General features: G+C 68.8%; 18 protein-coding genes. 15 read left to right on the top strand and 3 right to left on the bottom strand.

The window, feature by feature from the left end; all coding sequences use genetic code 11:
* Positions 1-5: 5 nt before the first annotated feature.
* From araA to AB0M24_RS12825, 7 genes are all read left to right on the top strand, one after another.
* Positions 6-1508, top strand: a complete 1503-nt coding sequence (gene araA, locus AB0M24_RS12795; RefSeq protein ID WP_363765221.1) for an L-arabinose isomerase — start codon at positions 6-8, stop codon at positions 1506-1508.
* Positions 1509-1667: 159 nt separating this feature from the next.
* Positions 1668-2663, top strand: coding sequence for a cellulose-binding domain-containing protein (locus AB0M24_RS12800; protein WP_363765224.1), 996 nt, complete (start codon positions 1668-1670; stop codon positions 2661-2663).
* Between the two features lie 159 nt (positions 2664-2822).
* The gene (locus AB0M24_RS12805) at positions 2823-4973 is read left to right on the top strand and encodes a pectinesterase family protein (RefSeq protein WP_363765227.1); all 2151 of its coding nucleotides are present in this window, start codon (positions 2823-2825) and stop codon (positions 4971-4973) included.
* Positions 4970-5845, top strand: coding sequence for a sugar ABC transporter permease (locus tag AB0M24_RS12810; protein ID WP_363765230.1), 876 nt, complete (start codon positions 4970-4972; stop codon positions 5843-5845). Before AB0M24_RS12805 ends, AB0M24_RS12810 begins: the two co-directional genes overlap by 4 nt.
* Positions 5842-6723 (top strand): carbohydrate ABC transporter permease, encoded by an 882-nt coding sequence (locus AB0M24_RS12815; RefSeq protein ID WP_363765233.1) that lies wholly within the window; start codon positions 5842-5844, stop codon positions 6721-6723. The genes AB0M24_RS12810 and AB0M24_RS12815 overlap by 4 nt, the downstream gene beginning before the upstream one ends.
* Before the next feature lie 7 nt (positions 6724-6730).
* Positions 6731-7999 (top strand): sugar ABC transporter substrate-binding protein, encoded by a 1269-nt coding sequence (locus tag AB0M24_RS12820; RefSeq protein WP_363765236.1) that lies wholly within the window; start codon positions 6731-6733, stop codon positions 7997-7999.
* A complete protein-coding gene (locus tag AB0M24_RS12825; protein WP_363765239.1) occupies positions 7996-9141 on the top strand; it encodes an enolase C-terminal domain-like protein in 1146 nt (381 codons plus the stop codon). The genes AB0M24_RS12820 and AB0M24_RS12825 overlap by 4 nt, the downstream gene beginning before the upstream one ends.
* 59 nt (positions 9142-9200) lie before the next feature.
* Here the strand turns inward: AB0M24_RS12825 and AB0M24_RS12830 are convergent, their stop codons facing one another.
* Positions 9201-9956, bottom strand: coding sequence for a pectate lyase (locus AB0M24_RS12830; protein WP_363765739.1), 756 nt, complete (start codon positions 9954-9956; stop codon positions 9201-9203).
* Between the two features lie 176 nt (positions 9957-10132).
* On the opposite strand from AB0M24_RS12830, the gene AB0M24_RS12835 reads away from it, so the two are divergent.
* The 8 genes from AB0M24_RS12835 to mmuM all read left to right on the top strand — a co-directional run bounded on the left by AB0M24_RS12835 (position 10133) and on the right by mmuM (position 21083).
* Positions 10133-11065 carry a polysaccharide lyase family 1 protein gene (locus AB0M24_RS12835; RefSeq protein ID WP_363765242.1) on the top strand — a complete coding sequence of 311 codons (933 nt, stop codon included), beginning with the start codon at positions 10133-10135 and terminating at the stop codon, positions 11063-11065.
* A gap of 243 nt (positions 11066-11308) precedes the next feature.
* Positions 11309-14185 carry a glycoside hydrolase family 48 protein gene (locus tag AB0M24_RS12840; RefSeq protein ID WP_363765245.1) on the top strand — a complete coding sequence of 959 codons (2877 nt, stop codon included), beginning with the start codon at positions 11309-11311 and terminating at the stop codon, positions 14183-14185.
* A gap of 11 nt (positions 14186-14196) precedes the next feature.
* Positions 14197-15444 (top strand): lytic polysaccharide monooxygenase, encoded by a 1248-nt coding sequence (locus tag AB0M24_RS12845; RefSeq protein ID WP_363765248.1) that lies wholly within the window; start codon positions 14197-14199, stop codon positions 15442-15444.
* Positions 15444-15896 carry a hypothetical protein gene (locus AB0M24_RS12850; protein WP_363765251.1) on the top strand — a complete coding sequence of 151 codons (453 nt, stop codon included), beginning with the start codon at positions 15444-15446 and terminating at the stop codon, positions 15894-15896. The genes AB0M24_RS12845 and AB0M24_RS12850 overlap by 1 nt, the downstream gene beginning before the upstream one ends.
* Positions 15897-15916: 20 nt before the next feature.
* Positions 15917-17656, top strand: a complete 1740-nt coding sequence (locus AB0M24_RS12855; RefSeq protein WP_363765254.1) for a glycoside hydrolase family 6 protein — start codon at positions 15917-15919, stop codon at positions 17654-17656.
* A 72-nt stretch (positions 17657-17728) separates the two neighbouring features.
* The gene (locus AB0M24_RS12860) at positions 17729-18886 is read left to right on the top strand and encodes a beta-L-arabinofuranosidase domain-containing protein (RefSeq protein ID WP_363765257.1); all 1158 of its coding nucleotides are present in this window, start codon (positions 17729-17731) and stop codon (positions 18884-18886) included.
* Positions 18887-19042: 156 nt separating this feature from the next.
* Complete coding sequence (locus AB0M24_RS12865) at positions 19043-20062, top strand: LacI family DNA-binding transcriptional regulator (RefSeq protein ID WP_363765260.1); 1020 nt, start codon at positions 19043-19045, stop codon at positions 20060-20062.
* Positions 20063-20192: 130 nt separating this feature from the next.
* The gene (mmuM, locus tag AB0M24_RS12870; protein ID WP_363765262.1) at positions 20193-21083 is read left to right on the top strand and encodes a homocysteine S-methyltransferase; all 891 of its coding nucleotides are present in this window, start codon (positions 20193-20195) and stop codon (positions 21081-21083) included.
* A gap of 7 nt (positions 21084-21090) precedes the next feature.
* On the opposite strand, the gene AB0M24_RS12875 is transcribed toward mmuM, so the two are convergent.
* On the bottom strand, positions 21091-22314 hold the full coding sequence (locus AB0M24_RS12875) for a ricin-type beta-trefoil lectin domain protein (protein WP_363765265.1): 1224 nt from the start codon (positions 22312-22314) through the stop codon (positions 21091-21093).
* Positions 22311-23573: a cellulose binding domain-containing protein gene (locus tag AB0M24_RS12880; protein ID WP_363765268.1), complete on the bottom strand. Its 1263-nt coding sequence runs from the start codon at positions 23571-23573 to the stop codon at positions 22311-22313. Before AB0M24_RS12880 ends, AB0M24_RS12875 begins: the two co-directional genes overlap by 4 nt.

Raw genomic sequence — 23573 nt, forward strand, 5'->3', positions numbered from 1 at the left:
AGCACATGCCGGACAAGCCCCAGATCTGGTTCCTCACCGGCAGCCAGCACCTCTACGGCCCCGAGACGCTCGACCAGGTCGCCGCGCAGTCCCAGCAGATCCAGCGGATGCTCAGCGACACCGGCCGGATCAGCGCGGAGATCGTGTGGAAGCCGGTGCTCACCGACTCCGCCGCGATCCGCGCGATCATGCAGGAAGCGAACAACGACCCGTCGTGCGTCGGCGTGATCGCGTGGATGCACACGTTCTCGCCGGCGAAGATGTGGATCACCGGGCTGGACCTGCTGCGCAAGCCGTTGCTGCACCTGCACACGCAGCTCAACGAGGCGTTGCCGTGGTCCACCATCGACATGGACTTCATGAACCTCAACCAGGCCGCGCACGGCGACCGCGAGTTCGCCTACGTGCAGACCAGGATCGGGGTGGCCCGCAAGACGGTGGCCGGGCACGCGAGCGATCCGCTGGTGGCCGAGCGGATCGACGGCTGGGCCCGTGCCGCGGCGGGCACGGCGCACCTGCGGTCGCTCAAGCTGGCCCGGTTCGGCGACAACATGCGCGACGTCGCGGTGACCGAGGGGGACAAGGTCGAGGCCGAGCTGCGGTTCGGCGTCAGCGTGAACACCTACGGCGTCAACGATCTCGTCGCCGTCGTGGACGCTGTGCCCGACGCGGACATCGATCTGCTCGTGACGGACTACGCCGAGGCCTACCGCCTCGCGCCGGAGCTGGCGCGCGGGGGAGAGCGGCACGACTCGTTGCGCTACGCCGCCCGCATCGAGATCGGGTTGCGGTCCTTTCTGGACGACGGCGGGTTCGGCGCGTTCACCACGAACTTCCAGGACCTCGGTGGCCTGCGGCAGCTGCCGGGTCTCGCGGTGCAGCGGCTCATGGCGGACGGCTACGGCTTCGGCGGGGAGGGCGACTGGAAGACCTCGACGTTGCTCGCCGCCGTGAAGGCGATGGGCACGGGCACCGGTCGTGGCACGTCGTTCATGGAGGACTACACCTACCACTTCGGACCGGGCGAGCCGAAGATCCTCGGCGCGCACATGCTGGAGGTCTGCCCGACGATCGCCTCCGAGCAGCCGTCGTGCGAGATCCACCCGCTCGGCATCGGCGACCGGGAGGACCCCGTTCGACTGGTGTTCGACGCGGCCACCGGTCCCGCCGTGGTGATCGGTCTCGCGGACATGGGCGACCGGTTCCGCTTGGTGGCCAACGAGGTCACGGTCGTGCCGCCGGACGAGCCGCTGCCGGAGCTGCCGGTCGCGCGGGCGGTGTGGCAGCCCGCGCCGTCGCTCTCGACGTCGGCGGAGTGCTGGCTGACGGCGGGCGGTCCCCACCACACGGTGATGACCCAGGCGGTCGGCGCGGAGACGTTGCGGGACTTCGCGCAGATGGTGGCCACGGAGCTGGTGCTGATCGACGCCGAGACGACGCCCGCGTCGTTCCTCGACCGGCTGCGCTGGAACCAGGCCTACCACCGGCTGGCGCTGGGCCTGCACTGAGGCGAGCGGTGCCGGAATTGGTGTGTACCAAGCTGTTCCGGCACCCGTTTCGCTCAGAACGTCCACTCCGAACGGTCGATTGAGCCGCGCCGACATACCCCTAGTGTTGTTGATGATTAAACGACAATAGGGGTAGTGGTGGCGCGTAAGCGGTTGGTCGTGTTCTTGGTCCTCGCAACCGGAGCCGGAGCGTGCTCCGGCGAGCCGTCGGTACCGGCGCCGACCACCAGAGGGCCGTTCAAACCGCCCTCGCTGGTCAACCAGGAGGGGTCGTCCACGCCGCAGTTCGTGCGGGACGTGTTCGACCCCAGGACGGTCGAACTGGCCGACGGCACCACGGTGCGCGTCTCCCGGCTCGCCGAGCCCGCCGAGTGCTGGGCCGCGAGCTCGCTGGAGTTCGCCAGGACGACGCTGCTCGCCAGCACCGTCAAGGTGACCATCCTTCCCGGCGGCGACGTGGGCCTGGAGCTCGAGGGCGGCAAGGACTACGCGTTGCTGGCGGTGGAGCGCGGTTACCTGCGCGCCCAGGGCGTTGACGGCGGCCCGCTCCTGGCCGCCGAGTCCGAGGCCGCCGCTGCCGACAGGGGACTGTGGGGGCCGCCCTGCGACGGCCTGGACCTCGTTCCACCCGGCTCCACGCGGACGGCGAACCCACCCCTGGCAGGGCAGCCTCCTGCGCAGGGGCAGCCGCCGGCGCCCGGCCAACCTCCGGCACCGGGTCAGCCCGCGCCAGGGCAACCTCCGGCGCCCGGCCAGCCACCTCAGCCCGGCCCCACGACGACCGTGCCGCCGCGTCCGGTGCCTCCGACGACCACGGTGCCGCGGCCTGCCGCACGGATCTGCGCGGTCGCCTACCGCATCACCAACCAGTGGCCGGGAGGCTTCCAGGCGAGCGTGACCCTGCGGAACACCAGCGGCAGGACGATCAACGGCTGGACCCTGCGCTGGAGCTTCGCGGACGGGCAGCGGATCGACGGCATGTGGAACGCGGTGCACAGCCAGTCCGGCGGATCCGTCAACGCCGCCAACGCGAACTACAACGCGCAGATCCCGGCAGGCGGCTCGGTGTCGATCGGCTTCAACGGCTCCGTGCGCGGCGGGAACTCCGTGCCGGGCTCGTTCTCGCTCAACGGCGAGGCCTGTTCAGCCGAGTGAACCAATTCGACGGCTTTCGACTCGAAGAATGGTCGAAGAGCGCGGCGAATTGTCGAACGAATTCATTTGATTGACGTGTGGCTGACGCATTCGCAATACTCGGTTCACGATCGTGGACGGTGTTCAAGAATGTGAATCCTTTCCGAAGGGTATTCCGTCATGCGTCTTTTCGTCGGCACGCTCGCTTTGGCGTGCGCTTTAACGGGAACGGTGTCCGCGCACGCCGGCCACGACCCGGCTCGTGAGGTGCTGCCACCCGGAGACGGGTGGGCATCCAGCGGGCCAGGCACGACCGGCGGTGCGGCGGGCCGGGTGCACGTGGTGCGCACGCGAGCCGAACTCGTCGCGGCACTGGCCTCTCCGGCGCCGCGGATCATCAAGGTCAGCGGCGTGATCGACGCGAACACGGCGCACTGCGAGGACTACGCGACCGATGGCTACACCCTGGCGGGCTACCTCGCCGCCTACGACCCGGCGGTCTGGGGCTGGCAGCGTGAACCCGAGGGACCGCTGGAGAACGCGCGGGCCACGTCGGCGAAGCGGCAGGAGGCCGCCGTCGCGCTGAACGTCCCCAGCGACACGACGATCATCGGCGCCGGCCCCGGTGCCGGAATCACCGGCGGGAGCCTGCGAATTCACGGCGCGCACAACGTGATCGTGCGCAATTTGACCTTCCGCGACACCCACGACTGCTTCCCGCAGTGGGATCCGACCGACAACAGCCCGAATGCGTCTCCCGGAAACTGGAACTCGCTCTACGACTCGATCTCGGTGCAGAAATCCGAGCACGTGTGGGTCGACCACAACACGTTCACCGACGAACCGAACGTCGACAGCACCCAGCCGCTCTACTTCGGACGGCCCTACCAGGTGCACGACGGCCAGCTCGACATCACCTCGGCCGCCGACCTCGTCACGGTGTCGCGCAACGCCTTCACTGAGCACGGCAAGACCATGCTGATCGGCTCGTCGAACTCCTCCACGACCGACCCAGGCAAGCTGCGGGTGTCGGTGCACCACAACGTGTTCCGCAACGTCGCCGAACGTGCTCCACGAGTCCGGTTCGGACAGGTGCACGTCTACGACAACCTCTACGAGGGTGCGCAGGTGTACAGCTGGGGCGTCGGCGTGAAGTCCCAGATCCACGCGCAGAACAACTTCATCCGCGGCATCGTCCCCGAGAAGATCGTCTACAACTGGGGCGGCACGGCGATCACGGACACCGGCAACCTGGTCGACGGCAGGCCGGTGAGTCTGGTCGACGCCTACAACGCCGCGAACCCGGCGAAGCGGCTCGGCACCGACGCGGGCTGGACGCCGACGCTGAACCGCGGCCTGGAACCCGCACACCGGATCCGTCACCTGCGGGCGGGTGCGCAACCGGCGGGCCGTCACCTCGTCGTGGGCCAGGGGTTCGCGACCGTGCAGTCCGCGATCGACGCGGCACCCGCCGGTGGCGTGATCACCTTGCCGAAGGGCGTCTACCGCGAGGTGATCAAGATCCCGGCGAGCAAGAAGGGGCTCACCCTGCGCGGCGCCACCGGACGCGCGCAGGACGTCGTGATCGACTACGACAACGCCAACGGCACCAAGAAACCCGACGGCACCACTTACGGCACGTCCGGCAGTGCCACCGTGACCATCGCCGCGGACGACTTCAAGGCCCGCGACCTCACGTTCCGCAACTCGTTCGACCGCAGCAAGCACCCGGAGATCACGAACACCCAGGCCGTCGCGGTGAAGGCCACCGGCGACCGGATGTTCTTCGACCGCGTGCACTTCGCAGGCCACCAGGACACGCTGTACGCCGACAGCCCGAACGTGACCACGCGAGCCCGTCAGTACTACCGCGACTGCGCGATCACCGGCGACGTCGACTTCGTCTTCGGCCGTGCGACAGCCGTGTTCGACCGCGCCACCATCACTGCGTTGAACCGCGGCGGCGATCCGAACGGCTACGTGACCGCGGCGAGCACCCGGCGCGCGAACCCCTACGGCTTCCTGATCGTGCACTCGCGGATCCGCAGCGACGCGCCCGCGGGCACGTACTTCCTCGGCAGGCCATGGCATCCCGGCGGTGACCTGGACGCGATCGCGCAGGTCGTCATCCGCGACACCGAGCTGCCCGCCGCGATCAAGTCGGTGCCGTGGACCGACATGTCCGGGTTCCCCTGGAGGGAAGCCAGGTTCGCGGAGTACCGCAACACCGGACCCGGCGCGGGCAGGGGCACCGACCGGCCGCAGCTCGCCGACGAGCAGGCGAGGCAGTACACGAAGGACACCTACCTGAGCGGGTGGAACCCCGCGTGAGGACCCGCACGTGGGCGCCCTACGCCCTGATCGCCCCGACGCTGGTGCTGATGGCGGTCTTCCTGGTCTACCCGATCACCAGCGTCGGCTGGTTCAGCCTGCGACAGCACACCATCACCCAGCCGTGGAAGAACGGGTTCGTCGGCCTCGAGAACTTCCGGCGCATGCTGTTCGAGGACGAGCTGTTCTGGCAGAGCCTCGCGTTCAGCGCCAAGTGGGTGGTCGTCGAGGTCGGCCTGCAGCTGGTGCTGGGACTCTGCCTGGCGTTGATCGTGAACGAGACGTTCGTCGGTCGTGCGGTGGCACGGTCGCTGGTGTTCTCGCCGTGGGCGGTGTCCGGCGTGCTCACCACGGGCATCTGGATCCTGCTCTACAACCCGTCCACGGGTGTCTTCCAGCAGCTCGCGCAGTGGGGCATCGGTGATCCCGGCACGTCGGTGCTGGGCGACCCGGCGACGGTGTTCCCGGCGACCGTCGTCACCGAGCTGTGGCGCGGAGTTCCGTTCTTCGCGATCCTGCTGCTCGCCGACCTGCAGACCATCCCGAACGACCTGTACGAGGCCGCGTCCGTCGACGGCGCGGGCCGGTGGCGCCGGTTCGTGAGCGTCACGCTGCCCCACCTGCGCGACGCGATCGTGCTGTCGACGTTGCTGCGCGCGGTGTGGGAGTTCAACAACGTCGACCTGATCTACACGCTCACGGGTGGCGGACCGGCGAACCAGACCACCACGCTGCCGCTCTACGTGGCGCGCAAGGCCGTCGACTCGCACGACTTCGGCTACGGCTCGGCGCTCACGATGGCCGGCTTCGCGATCCTGCTGTTCTTCTCGATCCTCTATCTGAGGCTGTCCAAGTTCGGGAGCCGGGCATGACCCAGACGCTCACCCGCCCGGAAACCCCTGTGATGCCACCACCAGCGCCGCTGCGCCGAAGGAAACACCGTGATCCATCGCGGTTCTTCCGACTGCACCTGCCGTTGGCGCTCTACCTGTTGTTCACGCTCATCCCGTTCTACTGGATGCTCGTCTTCGCGTTGCGGCCGGCGGGGGAGACCGCGCTCGTGCCGTGGCCGATCACGTTCGAGCACTTCGACACCGTGTGGAACGGCATCGGCTTCGGGTTGTTCTTCCAGAACAGCCTGATCATCGCGCTCGGCACGCTCGTCGTCGTCACGGTGTTCGCGCTGATGGGCGGCTACGCGCTGGCGCGCTTCAAGTTCCGCGGCCAGCGGGTGTTCCTGCTGGCGTTGCTGTGCACGCAGTTCATCCCCGGCGCGATGCTGCTGATCCCGTTGTTCGTGATCTTCAAGAACGCCGGGCTGCTGAACAGCCTCACCGGCCTGGTCATCGCGGACACCGCCTTCCAGCTGCCGCTCGCGCTGATCCTGATGAGCGGGTTCGTGCGCAACGTGCCAGTCGAGCTCGAAGAGGCCGCGATGGTCGACGGCTGCACCCGGCTGCGGGCGTTCTTCGCGGTGACGTTGCCCCAGTTGCGGCCCGCGCTGGTGGCCGTGGGGTCGTTCGCGTTCATCGGGGCCTGGAACAACTTCCTCTTCGCGCTGATGTTCGCGAGCAAGCAGGACAAGTTCACCCTCCCGGTCGGGCTGAGCTACGCGCTGGGGGAGTTCAACACCGACTTCGGGGCGCTCGCGGCGGGCGGAGTCGTCGCCGCGGTGCCGGTCGTGCTGGTTTTCGCCGTGGTGCAGCGGTTCCTCGTGCAGGGACTGAGCGCGGGCGCCGTCAAGGGATGAGGGAGACATGAACAGACTGCTGGTCGCTCTGGCGCTCGTGCTGAGCGCCTGCTCCGCGGGGCAGGACGGTCCGACGACGATCACGTTCTGGGACAACAACGGCGGCCCCGGCCGCACACCGATCTACCAGGAGCTGATCAAGCGGTTCGAGGCGGTGAACCCCGGTGTCAAGATCGAGTACGTCGGCATCCCGAGCTCGTCGGTGCAGCAGAAGTACGACACCGCCATCGCCGGTGGGTCGACCCCGGACGTCGGTGGCGTCACGACCTCCTACCTCGCCCACCTCGTCGGGCAGGACGCGCTCGAACCGGCCGACGACCGGCTGGACAGCGGCCCGCTCAAGGGGAAGCTGCTGCCAGGGCTGCTCGAGACCGTGCGCCAGACCTCGCCGGACGGCAAGCTCTACGCCGTGCCGGCGTCGGGCAACCTCGACGTCATCTGGTACCGGTCGGACAGGTTCAGGGAGAACGGCATCGCGGAACCGTCCACCTGGGACGATCTGGTGAAAGCCGCCGCCCGGCTGACCAAGCCGGCGGACAACCAGTACGGCTTCACGCTCCGCGGCGGCGCCGGGTCGATCTTCCAGCTGCTGTCCGAGGCCTATTCCTACTCCGGTGTCGAGAAGTTCTACGACGGCGGCAAGAGCACCGTGTCCGACCCGCGCAACGCCGAGCTCGTGCGCAAGGTCGCCGAGCTGTACAAGAAGGCCACGCCCGAAGCCGACGTCAACAACAACTACACGCAGATGGTCGCGCAGTTCACCGGCGGCACGGTGGCGATGATGCACCACAACCTCGGCTCGACCGGCGACGTGATGAAGGCGCTCGGGCCGGACAAGGTCAGCGCGATGCCGTTGCCGAAGGGCCCGTCCGGCAAGCGGACCGTGGTGCCGAACCCGACCGACGGCTTCGCGGTGTTCAAGGGTGGCAAGCACACCGACGCGGCGTGGAAGTTCGTCGAGTTCCTGACCTCGGCGGAGAGCAACGGCTACTGGAACGAGAAGGTCGGCCAGATCCCGGCCAACACCGACGTGCGAGGCGCCGGGTGGATCCAGCAGAACCCGGCGGTGAAGATGGCACTCGGCGTGCTGGAGGACCCCGCGACCGTGCTCGTGCCCGCGCCGGTCTACCTGCCCGAGTACTCGTCGATCACCAAGACCGACACCGAGCCGTTGTACCAGAAGGTGCTGCTCGGCCAGCTGCCCGCGCAGGAGTTCCTCGACCAGCTCGCGGCGAAGCTCACGACCGCCCAGCAGGAATGGGAGAAGCGGAAGTGATCGAACGGGTGGTGGTGCGGACGTTCAGGACCACCGCGGCCACGTCCGTCGACGCGGAGGGGCACCGGCATCCGGCACCGGAGCACGAGGTGACCGAGGCGTTGCTGGAGGTCGTCGACACCGACGGCGTGACGGGCTACTGCCAGGTGCAACCGGACCAGCTGCGCCCCGCCGTGCTCGACGGGCACGTGCGGCCGGTGCTGCTGGGGCAGGATCCGTGGGACCGCGAGCGGTTGTGGCGTCTGCTCGCGCGACGGCAACGGGGATCGCACGGCGGGTTCACCGACCGCGCGCTCGGGTTCGTCGACATGGCGCTGTGGGATCTGGTGGCACGCAAGGTGGAGCTGCCCGCGTGGAAGCTCGCCGGTGGTGCCCGCGACCGGATTCCCGCCTACGCCAGCACGATGTGCGGCGACACCGACGGTCTCGCGACCCCGGGCGACTACGCGGACTTCGCGAAACACCTGGTGTCGGTGGGGTATCGGGCGATCAAGCTGCACACCTGGATGCCGCCGGTGCCCGGTGCGCCGAGCATCGCCCGCGACATCGCGGCGTGCCAGTCGGTCCGGGAGGCGGTGGGCCCGGAGATCGCGCTGATGCTCGACGCCAGCCACTGGTACTCGCGCACGGAGGCGCTCCGGCTCGGCAAGGTGTTGGAGGAGCTGGACTTCTACTGGTTCGAGGAGCCGATGGAGGAGGCGTCGATCAGCTCCTACCGGTGGCTCGCCGACCAGCTGGCGATCCCGGTGATCGGGCCGGAGGTGGCGTGGGGCAAGCACCTGACCCGCGCCGAGTGGATCACCGCGGGAGCGTGCGACGTCCTGCGCGCGGGTCCGGCGGGCAGTGGCGGCATCACACCGGTGCTCAAGGCCGTGCACCTCGCCGAGTCGTTCAACATGGACTGCGAGATCCACGGCAACGGATCCGGCAGCCTCACCGTGCTCGGGGCGACCGACGCGGGGCGGTGGTACGAACGCGGCTTGCTGCACCCGCACGTCGACTTCGACCGCACACCGCCGCATCGGAACTCCATTGCCGATCCGCTCGACGAGAACGGCGTCGTCACACTGCCCACGACACCCGGAATCGGTGACGACTGGAATTTCGACCACATCGAATCCCACACCCTCGAAGCCTGGTGAAAGATGAAGGGAACCTTCATCCACGTGAGGTGGATGAAGGTTCCCTTCATCGTGGAAAACTAGCGGTAGGCGATGTCGGACGACTTGTAGAGGCAGTGGGTGCTGTCCGGGCCTGTGCCGATTTTCTTCGGCTCACCGCTCGTGACGCCCTGGTACTTGTCGCAGATCGCGATCTTCTTCTTGGTGTCGCCGACGATCGTGATCTTCGAGAACCGCGCGGTGTCGCCGTAGTTGGTGTTGATGCCCACCAGCGCCTTGCCGGGGGAGAACGCGGTGACGTTCTCCAGTACGACGTTCCGCTTGTGCTGCGTCCCGCAGTTGCCGCAGGACCGGTAGAGCTTGCCGAAGTCGTCCACCTGGAAGTTGCGGATGATCATCGTGCCCGGCCCGTTGTGCTGGAAGACCTTGTCCGCTGCCTTTCGCGCGCCACCACCGTTGATGGTCATGGTCTGCGCCGGCGACGTGCCCTTGAACGTAGCCGCGTCCTCGCCGACGTCCTCCCACCACACGTTGGTGAGCGTGCAGGTGCCGAGGCAGTGGACGCCGTCCGCCGCCGGGGCGCCGAGCACGACGTTCTTGAGCGTCGCGCCGTCGGCCAGCTGGAAGATCGGGTCCTGGTTCTCGTTCTGGCCGCCGGAACCGAGGTTGCCGGTGCCGTAGAACCGCTTCAGGCCACCGTCGTAGGTGCCTGCGGGAACCTTGATGGTGGCGCCGACCGGCTTGGGTCCGGTCGGGGTCGGAAAGGTGCTGCCCGCTGCCTGTGCCTGAGGTGCCAGAAGTGCGGCGAATGCCGCTGCCAACACCGTTGTTGCCAGTTTCTTCATGTGCGCTCCGCTTGCAGGGGATGCGCGGCGGTATTTCGATGGTAGGGCGGTGATGTTTTCTGTCAACCATTTTCGATGGTTCGAGTCGAACGCTTTCGAATTGGTTGACGGAAATTCTGCTGCGTGGTTGTGTGGGATCTACCGCCGCGCACTCATGGGAGCGTGGAATGATTCCAAAACACGCAAAGATTGTTTGTGTCGCAGCACTCTTCTTCAGTGCGCTCACCGTTCCGCAAGCCGGCGCCGCGCCGTTCGGGCTGGTCGGCTGGGCCACCCAGGGCGGTGGTACGACCGGCGGCGGCGCCGCCGCTCCGGTCACCGTCACCACGGCAGCCGCGTTCGCCGCGGCCGTGCAGAAGTCCGGCGCGTCGGTGGTGCGGGTGTCCGGCACGATCTCGCTGCCGAGCATGACGAAGGTCGCCTCGAACAAGACCGTCGAGGGTGTCGGCTCCGGTGCGACGATCACCGGTCAGGGCCTGAACATCACCAACGCGTCCAACGTGATCGTGCGCAACCTCAGCTTCCGCGACTGGGGCGACGACGCGATCAACGTGCAGTACTCCACCCGCGTGTGGATCGATCACAACAGCTTCACCCACGGCTACGACGGTGCCGTCGACATCAAGCGAGCGTCCGACTACGTCACGGTGTCCTGGAACAAGTTCACCAGTCACAACAAGACGATGCTGCTCGGGCACAGCGACGGCAACGGCTCGGAGGACCGGGGCAAACTGCGGGTCACCTACCACCACAACTGGTTCGCCGGCACGCAGCAGCGGCACCCGCGGGTGCGGTTCGGCAACCCGGTGCACGTCTACAACAACTATTACGGCGGCGTGACGGACTACGGCGTCGCATCGACTGTCGAGGCCGGTGTTCTGGTCGAGGGCAACTACTTCGAGAACACGAAGGACCCGTTCCACCGCGGCGAGGGCAGCTCGCCCGGTGGCGCGCTCCTCGCGCGCAACAACCACTTCGTCAACTCGGGAACGGGTGACCAGGGCGGTTCGGTGAAGAGCCTGCCCTACTCGTACCCGCTGGACGGCGCGAGCAGCGTGAAGAGCGTGGTCACGGCCGGAGCCGGCGCGGGTCGCGGCTGACGAGACCGGGGGCGTCACTTGTGGCGGGTGCGCCCCCACCCTCGATCTGGGACCGCTCCCAGAATTCCACTCGAAGAGAGCAGCAAGAGGAACCGGCAGACGAACGACTCTTGCGTCGAAAGGGCTACCGCGAACAACTCTCCGGTGGAGCGTCGATTGCGCCGGCGTCGACTTGGCCGATGTGGCCCACGTTACAGTGCCGTGAACTCTGGGAGCGCTCCCAGTTGTCGAGAGGGCGGCGGCATGACTCGACGAACAACGGCAGTGGCGGTTGCGGCGGTGATGGTGATCGGAGGGGTGCCGGCAGTTGCGGCGCCCGCCGCGGTCGCCTGCACCGTCACCTATTCGATCACCAACGAGTGGAACACCGGATTCGGCGCGGCCGTGTCGATCCGCAACGACGGCGACGCGCTGGACGGCTGGAAGCTGACCTGGACGTTCCCGGACGGGCAACGCGTCACCCAGGGCTGGAACGGAACCTTCACCCAGAGCGGCGCGGTTGTGAGCGTGACCAACCCGGACTGGGCGCGCACGCTCCCGTCGGGTGGCACCGCGCAGGTCGGCTTCAACGGCAGCAAGGGGTCTGCGAATCGGCCCCCGACGGACTTCGCGGTGAACGGCGTCGCGTGCACCGGCCCCAACAAGGCGCCGGCCACGACGCTGACCGCTCCGACGAGTGGCAGCACCTACACCCTGCCCGCGCAGATCCCGCTGGCGGCAACGGCTTCGGACTCCGACGGCACGGTCGCGAAGGTCGACTTCTACGCGGGCGACCAGCTGATCGCGACGGACACCAGCGCGCCGTACACGGGCACGTGGACGAGTGCGCCCGCAGGTGATCACAGCATCACCGCGCGGGCGACCGACAACCTCGGCGCCACCACGACCTCGGCACCCGCCGCGGTCAAGGTGCTGGCAGGCCCGGCCGTGCTGGCCACGCCCAGCACGCTCTCGGTCAAGCAGGGGCAGACGGGCACGTTCGACGTCTCCCTGGCCACGGCGCCGAGCCAGCCGGTCACCGTCACGATCGCCCGCAGCGGCAGCGCGGACCTGACGGCGGCTCCGGCCACGCTCACGTTCACCAGCACGGCCAAGCAGACCGTGACGGTGACGTCGGCGAACAACGGCGGCACGCTCGCGACGGCCACCTTCACCGCGTCGGCGACGGGGCACAGCCCGGCGAGCGTGACGGTCAAGGAGATCGATCCGTCCACTTCGGACTTCAACAAGGCGTTCCTCGATCAGTACAACAAGATCAAGGACCCGGCCAGCGGCTACTTCCGCAAGTTCGGCGACCTGCTGGTGCCGTACCACTCGATCGAGACGTTGATGGTGGAAGCGCCGGACCACGGCCACCAGACGACGTCAGAGGCGTTCAGCTACTACCTGTGGCTGGAAGCGAGCTACGGCCGCGTCACCGGTGACTGGGCACCGTTCAAGTCGGCCTGGGCGTCGATGGAGAAGTTCATCATCCCGGCGAAGGCCGACCAGCCGACCAACGACTCGTACAACGCCTCGAAGCCGGCGACCTACGCGCCGGAGCACCCGCGGATGGACCGGTATCCGGCGGTGCTCGACAGCGCGACCCCGGTCGGCCAGGACCCGATCGCGGGCGAGCTGAAGTCCGCGTACGGCAACTCGGACGTCTACGGCATGCACTGGCTGCTCGACGTCGACAACACCTACGGCTTCGGCCGCTGCGGCGACGGCACCACGGCACCGGCGTACATCAACACCTACCAGCGCGGCTCGTCGGAGTCGGTGTGGGAGACCATCCCGCAGCCGTCCTGCGACACCTTCAAACACGGTGGCCCCAACGGTTACCTGGACCTGTTCACCAAGGACGCCTCCTACGCCAAGCAGTGGAAGTACACTAACGCGCCGGACGCGGACGCCCGCGCGGTGCAGGTGGCACTGCTCGCGCAGAACTGGGCGACCGCACAGGGCAAGGGAGCGCAGATCGCACCCGAGGTCGCCAAGGCCGCGAAGATGGGCGACTACCTGCGGTACGCCATGTTCGACAAGTACTTCAAGCGCATCGGCAGCTGCACGAGCCCGTCGTCGTGTCCCGGCGGCACGGGCAAGAGCAGCGCGCACTACCTGATGTCCTGGTACTACGCCTGGGGCGGCGCGTACGACACGTCCGCGGGCTGGGCGTGGCGCATCGGTGACGGAGCCTCGCACCAGGGTTACCAGAACCCGTTGGCGGCGTACGCGTTGTCGAACGTGGCCGCCTTGAAGCCGTTGTCCGCCACCGGACAGCAGGACTGGTCCAAGAGCCTCGACCGGCAGCTGGAGATGCTGCAGTGGCTGCAGTCCGCGGACGGCGGCCTGGCCGGTGGTGTCACGAACAGCTGGGAGGGCCAGTACGCCTCGCCTCCCGCGGGCACGCCGACGTTCTACGGCATGTACTACGACGCCCACCCGGTGTGGCGCGACCCGCCGTCGAACAGGTGGTTCGGCTTCCAGGTGTGGGGGATCGAGCGGACGGCGGCGCTGTACCGGCTGACCGGGGACGCGCGGGCCAAGAAGCTGCTCGACAAGTGGGTGCCGTGGGCGATCGCGAACACCACCACCGGCACGAACTTCCAGATCCCCGCGGACCTGGAGTGGTCGGGCGCGCCGGACACGTGGAACGCCACCAACCCCGGAGCCAACGCCAACCTGCGGGTGCGCGTGCTCAACCGCAACCAGGACGTCGGTGTCGCCGCGTCGTTCGCCAAGGTGCTGCTGAACTACGCGGCTCGCTCCGGCAACGCCTCGGCGAAGACCACGGGTGAGGCGCTGCTGACCGGCCTGCTGGCCCACCAGGACAGCGTCGGCATCGCGACGCCGGAGACGCGGACGGACTACAACCGGTTCGACGACGCCTACAACGCCACGACGGCTGAAGGCCCGTACGTGCCGTCGGGGTGGACCGGGAAGATGCCGAACGGCGACCAGATCGGGCAGGGCTCGACGTTCCTGTCCATGCGGTCGATGTTCCGCAACGACCCGCAGTGGCCCAAGGTCCAGTCCTATCTGGACGGTGGACCGGCGCCGACGTTCACCTACCACCGCTTCTGGGCCCAGGCGGAGATCGCCACGGCCTTCTCCCTGCACGCCGAGATCTACGGGTGAGGAGATTCGAGTTGAGGAAACGCATCGCGCTCTTGCTCGTCGCTGTCACCACCGGCGCTGTTCTCGTGCAGTCGGGCGGAACCGCGCTCGCGCACGGTTCGATGGTCTGGCCGGGCAGCCGCACCTACCTCTGCTACCAGGACGGCCGCGCCGGCAGCGGTGGCGGCGATCTGCAGCCCACCAACCCGGCGTGCGTCGCCGCGGTCGCGCAGGGCGGCAAGCAACCGTTGTGGGACTGGTACGGCAACCTGATCAGCAACGCCGCCGGACGGCACCGCGAGATCATCCCCGACGGCCATCTGTGCGGCCCCACCACGAAGTACGACGCCTACAACCAGGCCCGCGGCGACTGGCCGGTCACGCAGCTGACCGCGAACGCCACGGTCACGTTGCGGTACAACGCCTGGGCACCGCACCCCGGCACGTGGGAGCAGTACGTCACCAAGGACGGTTTCGACGTCACGAAACCGCTGAAGTGGTCGGACCTCGAGTCCGTGCCGTTCGACAAGATCACCAACCCGCCCCTCGGCAACGGCGAGTACAGCTGGCAGGCCAAGCTGCCCAACAAGTCCGGGCGCCACATCATCTACTCGCTGTGGCAGCGCTCGGACAGCCCGGAGGCCTTCTACAGCTGTTCGGACGTGGTGTTCGGCGGTGGTGTGCCGGACACCCAGCCGCCGACCGCTCCGGGCACGCCGGTCGCGTCGTCGATCACCGGCAGCTCCGTGCGGCTCGACTGGACGGCCTCGTCGGACAACTTCGGCGTGTCGGAGTACCGCGTGCTGCGCGGTGACCAGGTGGTGGCCACGTCCACCACGAACTCGGCCACGGTGCGAGGACTGACGGCCAACACCGACTACAGCTTCCGCGTGGTCGCGGTCGACACGGCGGGCAACGTCTCGACGTCGTCGGCGGCGGTCGCGGTGCGCACCGGTGCCGGAGCCGGGGCCTGCACGGTGACCTACACCAAGCCGAGCACCTGGAACGGCGGCTTCACGGCCAACGTGAAGATCGCGAGTGTCGAGGCCGTGCGCGCGTGGCAGCTCGTCTGGGACTTCCCCAGCGGGCAAACGGTTTCGTCGGCATGGTCGTCCACGATCACCGTGGCGAGCGGGAAGGCGACGGCCAAGGGCGCGTCCTGGAACGCCGACATCTCCGCCGGCGGCACGGTGGAGTTCGGGTTCAACGTGGCGACGTCCGGCGCGGTGACGGACCCGGTGTCCTTCGCGCTCAACGGTGTTTCTTGCGCCATCCCGTGATGAGGGCCCTCCTCGCCCTCTTCGTGGCCGGTTCGGTCGCGCTCGCCATCGTCGTCGCGCGCGCCGAACCGGCCCCGGACCCTGCCAGAGGCGTCGACGGGATCGCCGCCTGGCTGAACCAGCTCACCGGTGAGTGCACCGACGTGCGCAAGAACGAGGACTTCGCCGCGTTCGCCGGTCCGGTGCGCTCCGAGGTCTACGGGCCGTTCGTCGCGGAGTGGGGCACCTGCGTCAAACCGCCCTACGAACGGCTGGGCCTGCTGGTGCTGAGGCCGGGTCTGGAGCAGGCCTGGCGGGAAGCGCTGGCCCGGGGCGAGGTCCGGGGCGATCCGGACCTCGTGTTCGGCGACGGGTTCGCGCTCACCGGTTCGACCGGAATGGAGCACCTGGGGCTGAAACGACTCGAGTGCACGCCCACCGCGTGCTCACTCGTTGAGATCAAACATCATTGACAGACAGGAGATCCGGAGCAATGAGGCTCAACGGACAGAGGCGGTGGGCCGCGGCGGGAGTCGTGGTCGCCACCGTCGTGGCGACGCTCGGGGTGGCGATGAACGCGCCCGCGGGTGCCGCACCGGGCTGCCGCGTCGACTACACGGCCAACCCCTGGGGCGGCGGCGGGTTCGGCGCGGCGGTGAAGATCACCAACCTGGGTGACGCCATCTCGGGCTGGACGCTCAAGTTCACGTTCCCCGGCAGCCAGCGCGTCGCGCAGGGGTGGAGCGCGAACTGGACGCAGTCGGGCGCGAACGTGACCGCGACGAACATGTCGTGGAACGGATCGCTCGCGACCGGGGCGTCCGTCGACATCGGCTTCAACGGCAGCAACGCGGGCAGCGGCGACGCGAACCCGTCGTCGTTCACGTTGAACGGCACGCTGTGCACCGGCCAGCAACCGCCGACGAGCACCACCACGACGACCACCACCACCACCACGACCGGTAACCCTCCGAACCCCGGCACGCGCGTCGACAACCCGTACGCGGGCGCGAAGATGTACGTCAACCCGGACTGGTCGGCCAAGGCGGCGGCCGAACCCGGTGGCAGCAGGGTCGCGAACCAGCCCACCGGCGTGTGGATCGACCGCATCGCGGCGATCAACGGCACCGCGGACTCCCGTGGCATCGAAGGACATCTGACCGAGGCGGTGCGCCAGGCGGCGGGTTCACCGCTCGTGATCCAGTTCGTGATCTACAACCTGCCCGGACGCGACTGCTCGGCGCTCGCGTCGAACGGTGAGCTCAAGGCGACCGAGATCGACCGCTACAAGGCGGAGTACGTCGACCCGATCGCGGCGATCTTCGCCAAGCCCGCGTACAAGGACCTGCGGATCGTGACCACGGTGGAGATCGACTCCCTGCCGAACCTGGTCACCAACGTGACGCCGCGCCCGACCGCCGTCCCGCAGTGCGACGTGATGAAGGCCAACGGCAACTACGTCACCGGTGTCGGCTACGCGCTCGCGAAGCTCGGCGCGGTGTCCAACGTCTACAACTACCTGGACATCGGTCACCACGGCTGGATCGGCTGGGACGACAACTTCGGCGCGACGGCCGAGCTGCTGTTCCAGGCGGCCAACGCGTCCGGCAGCACCAAGGCGAACGTGGTCGGCTTCATCGCCAACACCGCGAACTACGGCGCGTTGAAGGAGCCGTACTTCACGATCGACGACTCGGTGAACGGCACCTCCGTGCGTCAGTCGAAGTGGGTGGACTGGAACCGTTACGTCGACGAGCTGTCCTACGCGCAGGCGTTCCGGCAGCGGGCCGTGCAGGCCGGTTTCGACGCGAACGTCGGCATGCTGATCGACACCAGCCGTAACGGCTGGGGTGGCAGCGCGCGTCCGTCCGGCCCCGGCGCCAAGACCACTGTGGACACTTACGTCAACGGCGGCAGGCTGGACCGGCGCATCCACCTCGGCAACTGGTGCAACCAGTCAGGGGCGGGGCTCGGTGAACGGCCGAAGGCGGCTCCCGCGGCGGGCGTCGACGCGTACGTGTGGATGAAGCCGCCGGGCGAGTCCGACGGCGCGAGCAAGGAGATCCCGAACAACGAGGGCAAGGGCTTCGACCGGATGTGCGACCCGACGTACCCCGGGAACGTCCGCAACGGCAACAGCATGTCCGGTGCGCTCGGGGACGCGCCGTTGTCCGGCAAGTGGTTCTCCGCGCAGTTCCAGGAGCTCATGCGCAACGCCTACCCGGCGCTCTGAGACCACCTGAATCGGCTCCCGCGCGGTTTTCGCCCGCGCGGGAGCCCCTCCTCCCGTGAAAGGTGGTGCACCTTGCCGGACACCTCACTCCGCCCGCGGATCGGCGCGGTGTCGCTGTTGCCGGGACCGTGGCAGGACTACGCCGCCCGCACGCACGCCTACCTGAGGTCGCTCGACCCCGACCGCCTGCTGCACTCGTTCCGCCGCAACGCCGGCCTGCCGTCGGAGGTCGTCCCTTGTGGAGGGTGCGAGGCGCCCGGCTCCGCGCTGCGCGGTCACTTCGTCGGGCAGGTGCTCTCCGCGTGGGCGCGGGCGTTCGCGGCCACCGGCGACCCTGCGTGCTCGCTCCGGGTGAACTACCTGGTCCAGCAACTGGCGCTGTGCCAGGACAGGGCCAGGTTCGCCGGGTACAGCACGGGGTACCTGTCGGCGTTCCCGGAAGGCGTCCTGGGTGAGGCCGAGGCGCGTCAACCGGCCGGTGAGCCGTACCGCGCATTGCACAAGATCATGGCGGGGTTGTTCGACGCGCATGTCCTCGTGGGCAACGCGCAGGCGCTGACCGTGCTCAACAGGATGGCGGCATGGCTGGGCTGGCGGCTCGGCAGGCTGTCCCGCGCCCAGCGCCGGGACGCGGTCGCCACCCGGTCCGGCGGGATGAACGAGGTGCTCGCGGACCTCCACCGGCTCACCGGCGACCCGGCGCACCTCACCACCTCGCGGTACTTCGCTCCTGACGTGGCCCGCGCCTCCGCCGACTGGTGCGACACCCACGACCTGCTGCGGCGGCCCGTGCGGGTCTTCCGCGCCGACCGAGGCCGGACTCGTTACTTCGACTTCTACGAGTACGCCCTGCACCACCGTCCGGAGCGCGTCGAGGAGTTCAGCTGCTGCCACGGTGCTGTGCTGGAGGCCGGTGCCGGGCTCGGTGACAGCGTCTACACCCGCACCGGGAGCACGTTGTACGTCAACCTGTTCGTCCCGTCCGTGCTCACCTGGGCCGGACGCGGTCTCGTGGTGCGCCAGGACGCTGTTCCGGGGACGAGACTCACGATCACCGGTTCCGGCCGGATCGACCTGCGCGTGCGCATCCCGTCCTGGGCGGCAGGCGCGCGAATGCTGGTCAACGGTGTCGAGGAGAGACCCGTCACGCCCGGCACCTGCGCACGGGTCGACCGCGACTGGATCGACGCCAACGTTGTCGAAGTCACGAACCTGCGCAGATGTTTGTGAGCGTGCCCACAAGGGCAACATTAAATACTGAGTGATTCGTCTGGACCACCTGGTTCGCGAAGTGTTAACGCGAACATGCGTCTTGCTGTCACCGAAGAGTGATCCCTATTGTGGCGGGACGCTCGGGCACGAGTGAACGTGTGAACGGAGGTCGGTGTGGTCACCATCGCGGACGTCGCGCGGCACGCGGGCGTCGCCCCGAGCACTGTCTCCTACGTACTCACGGGCAAGCGGTCGATCTCCGCGGACACGAAGTCGAGGGTGCGCGAGAGCATCAGGGCGCTGGGCTACCAGCCGCACTCGTCGGTCCGGTCTCTCGCGACCAGCAGGGCGAACGTGATCGGGCTGGTCCTGCCGCTGCGGGCGGGGGTGCACCTGCCCGCGGTGATGCGGTTCGTCACCGCGGCGGTCACGACCGCGCGCCGCTACGACATGGACCTGCTGCTGATGACGGCGGACGACGGCGCGGCCGGGCTGCTCAGGGCGGCGAACACCGCCCAGGTGGACGGTTTCCTGGTGATGGACGTGGAGATGGACGACGACAGGGTGCCGTTGCTGCGGCAGCTGTCCACCCCGTCCGTCCTCATCGGACATCCGGCGGCGGCGCGCGGCCTCACCTGCGTGGACCTCGACTTCGAGGCGGCGGGAGCGAGGTGCGTCGACCACCTCGCCGACCTGGGACACCGCTCCATCGGCTTCCTCGGCGCGCCGAGCGCGATCTACCGCCGCAACACGGGTTTCGCCCACCGGACGATGAACGGCTTCAGCGCGGCGGCGATGCGCCGCGGCGTGACCTCGACGGCGCTGTCCGTCGAGGACGACCACGACTCGGTGCTCAGGGCGGTGAAGGCGCTGATCCGCGCACACCCGTCGATGACAGCGCTGGTCGTGCACAACGAGGCGGTGCTCGGCCGGGTCACCGCGTGCCTGCGGGCAGCCGGGCGGCAGGTGCCCGGTGACGTCGCCGTGGTGGCGATCTGCCCGGACGAGCTGGCCGAGCAGATGTCGCCGCCGCTCACCTCCGTGCGGCTGCCGGCGGAAGAGCTCGGCCGGCACGCGGTGGACCTCCTGGTGGCGAAGCTCGACGGCAAGCAACCGCCGCCGCTGATGCTGTTGCCCCCCAAGCTCTCCCGGCGCGCGAGCACGCCGGAGCCGGCGCACCGCGCGTCCGGCTGAGCAAGGCTGGGCGGTCGCTTCGTGCGGTAATGCGGCCCGCACGAATGACGTTTCCGGCGACCGTCCTCGAGGGGTGTGTGACGCGTCTCGGCGGAGAGCGGTCACACACCCCTCGCCTTAGAATCGAGGTGTGACGCTGGCGGACTCCTTGGCTCGCGACGTGATCGTGCTCGACGGCGGGATGTCGACGGCACTGGAACTCGCCGGGCACGACCTCTCTGATGAACTGTGGCCGGCCCGGCTGCTGCTCACCGACCCGGACGCCGTGCGTGCCGCGCACCTCGCCTACTACCGCGCGGGCGCCGAGGTCGCCATCACCGCGAGCTACCAGGTGAGCTTCGAGGGGTTCGCCCGCCGCGGCGTCAGCGCCTCCGAGACGGTCCGCCTGCTGCAGACGAGCGTGGCGCTGGCCCGCTCGGCCGCGTCCGATGTGGACGGACAGCGCTGGGTCGCGGCGTCGGTCGGGCCGTACGGGGCGATGCTCGCGGACGGGTCGGAGTACCGCGGGCGCTACGGACTCTCGGTGCCGCAGCTGGTGGAGTTCCACCGGCCGCGCGTCGAAGCCCTGTGCGCGGCGGGGCCGGACGTGCTCGCCGTGGAGACCATTCCGGACGTCGACGAGGCCGAGGCCGTGCTGGAGGTGGTGCGCGGCAGCGGTGTGCCGACCTGGCTCTCCTACAGCATCAGGGGCGACCGGACCTGCGCCGGCCAGCCGCTCGACGAGGCGTTCGCCGCCGTGAAGGGGATCCGCGAGGTGATCGCGGTGGGCGTGAACTGCTGTGCGCCCGAGGACGTGTCGGCCGCGGTCGAGGTGGCGAGCCGGGTGACCGGGCTGCCGGTCGTGGTCTACCCGAACAGCGGCGAGACGTGGGACGCGGGCAACCGCGCGTGGAGCGGCGACGGCACCGGGTTCGCCGAGCGGGCGCGGGAGTGGGTCGACCGCGGCGCACGGCTCGTCGGCGGGTGCTGCCGGACCGGGCCGGACGCGATCGCGGTGCTCGCGAACGCGCTCCGGCCCTAGTGGTGCGTCAGGCCTTCGCCCAGCGCTGGTTCGCCGAGGTCTGACAGGTCGACAGGGTGGCGGCCGCGCCGTTGTTCGCACCGGCGGTCAGGCAGAGTCCGGTTTGGACGTGGGTGATGGTCGTGCCCAGGTTCCACTTCTGGTTGTCGCCGCCCGTGCAGTCCCAGAGCCGCGCCTGCGTGCCGGATCCGTCCAGGCACTTGCCGGAGACCTGCAGCGCCTGTCCGTTCTGGGTGAACTGCTGGTTGGAGCCGGAGTGGCAGTCCCAGGTGATCATCTGGGTGCCGTTGGCCGTGCCCGCGCCGGTGACGTCGAGACAACGGCCGGAAGCCTCACCGCGCAACCGGAACGCGCTGGGGGTGGGAGTGTCGCCGGTGAAGAACTTCCACACCTCGGTCTTCACCCAGCTGCGCGCACCGCTCTCGCAGCCGCCGCACCCGTCGACAGGTCCCTGTTGATGGCCGCCGTCGAACGGTGCCCAGACCACCGGGTAGCGGCAGCCCGAGTACGTCGTGGTGATGTGCGTCTGGCTGCCCGCACGGGGTTCAGGGGCGTTCTGCGGGGTGCAGCCGTTGTTGCGGACCCAGCGGTCGCGTTGGCCGCGGCCGGAGCCGATGTTGTCGTTGATGCCGTGGATGCCCATGTAGGCGACGGGTGTCGTGCCGCCGGCGCATCCGCTGATCTCGCCGGGGGACGCGATCGCGGCGATGGCGCGGAACATCGTCGGGCGGGCGCAGGCGAGCGAGATGCTCATCGCGCCGCCGTAGCTGAAGCCGAGGGAGAAGCGCTGTCCGGTGTCGACGCAGAGGTCGTTCTCGATCCGGCTCATCATGTCGTCGACGAACCGGACGTCCTCGCCGCCCGAGTTGGCCCAGCCGTTGCCGATGCCCTGCGGCGCGACGAAGATCGCCGAGTTGTTCGCGAGCCGCCGCAGGCCGTAATGGGCGTAGACGTCGCCGTCGCTGCCGCCGCCCGCGACCTGGTCCGCGGTGCCGCCCCACCAGTGGAAGCCGAAGATCAGCCGGTACTGGCGGGTGTTGCTGTAGTTGTCGGGGATGCTCAGGATGAACGACCGGTTCTTGCCGCCGCTCTGGATCGTCTGGTTGCCGTTGCGCAGCGTGGGGTTCTTGCCGCAACCGGGAGAGGCCGCGAGCGCTCCCTGATCAGCCACCGCCACACCGCTGCCGCACAGGATCAGCGCGGCGATCAGTGCCCACAACTGTGTCCTCATGAGCACGTCTTTCCGTTGAGGGCGAACGAGGCCGGTGCCGAGCTGTCACCGGTGTGGGAGGCCTGGAAGCCGACGCTGATCGACGCACCGGGCGCGATGTCGGCGTTGTAGGAGACGTTCCGAGCGGTCACCTGCCCGGACGCGGGGGAGTAGGTGGCGCTCCAGCCGGACGTGATGGCCTGCCCGCCGGGCAAGGTGAAGACCAGCGACCAGCCGTTGATCGGTGCCGTGCCGGTGTTCGTGATGGTGAGGGTCGACGTCAGGCCGGTGTTCCACGCGTTGATCGCGTCGCCGACCTTGCAGTCGGCCGCACCAGGAGGAGTTGTGGTTGTAGTGGTCGTCGTGCTCGTGGGACCGCCGCCGCCCCCGAGTCCGGTGATGAACTTCCACGCCTCGCCGGACGTCCAGGTCCGCCAGCCGTCGCCACCCGAGTCGATCGGACCTGGGGTGTGGCCGCCGTCGAACGCCGCCCACACGACCGGGTAACCCGCCCGGCAACCGCTGTAGCTGGTGACGATGTGCGTCCGGCTGCCTGCCCGCGGTTCCGGCGCGTTCTGGGCTGTGCACCCGTTGTTGCGCACGAACCTGTCGCGCAGCCCGCGGCCAAGGCCGATGCCGAGCACGTTGTCGCTGACACCGTGGATGCCCAGGTACGCGATGGGCTGGTTGCCGCCGTTGCACCCGCTGAGCTCCGCGCCGGAGTAGACGACGACCGCGCGGAACACACCGGCCCGCGAGCAGGCGATCGAGTACGACATGCCGCCGCCGTAGCTGAAGCCACCGGCGAAGCGCTGGGTCGTGTCGACGCACAACCCGTTGTCCAGCAAGCGGACCAGGTCGTCGATGAACGTGAGGTCCTGCCCGCCGGGGTTGGCCCAGCCGTTGCCGTTTCCCTGCGGTGCCACGAAGATCGTGCCGTTGTTCGCCTGGTCCGACAGCCGCCGCAGGCCGTAGTAGGACCAGTTGTAGCCGTCGGAGCCGCCGGAGTCGACGTCGTTCGCGGTGCCGCCGCGCCAGTGCAGGCCGACGAACAGCCGGTACTGGCGGTTGCTGTCGTAGTTCGGGGGCAGCCGCAGGATGTACGAACGGTTCTGGCCGCCGCTGCTGATCGTGTGCTGGCCGCTCGTCAGCGCGGGTGCCTTGCCGCACCCCGCTGTTCCCGCGGCGGCGGCGGGGCCGCCGAGCGCGATTCCCGCCGCGCCCAGGAAGACCACGGCACTGGCCGCGGCCAGTGCGATCGCGATCCGTTGCTGGAACAT

Source organism: Lentzea sp. NPDC051838, from assembly GCF_040681245.1.
Classification (GTDB): domain Bacteria; phylum Actinomycetota; class Actinomycetes; order Mycobacteriales; family Pseudonocardiaceae; genus Lentzea.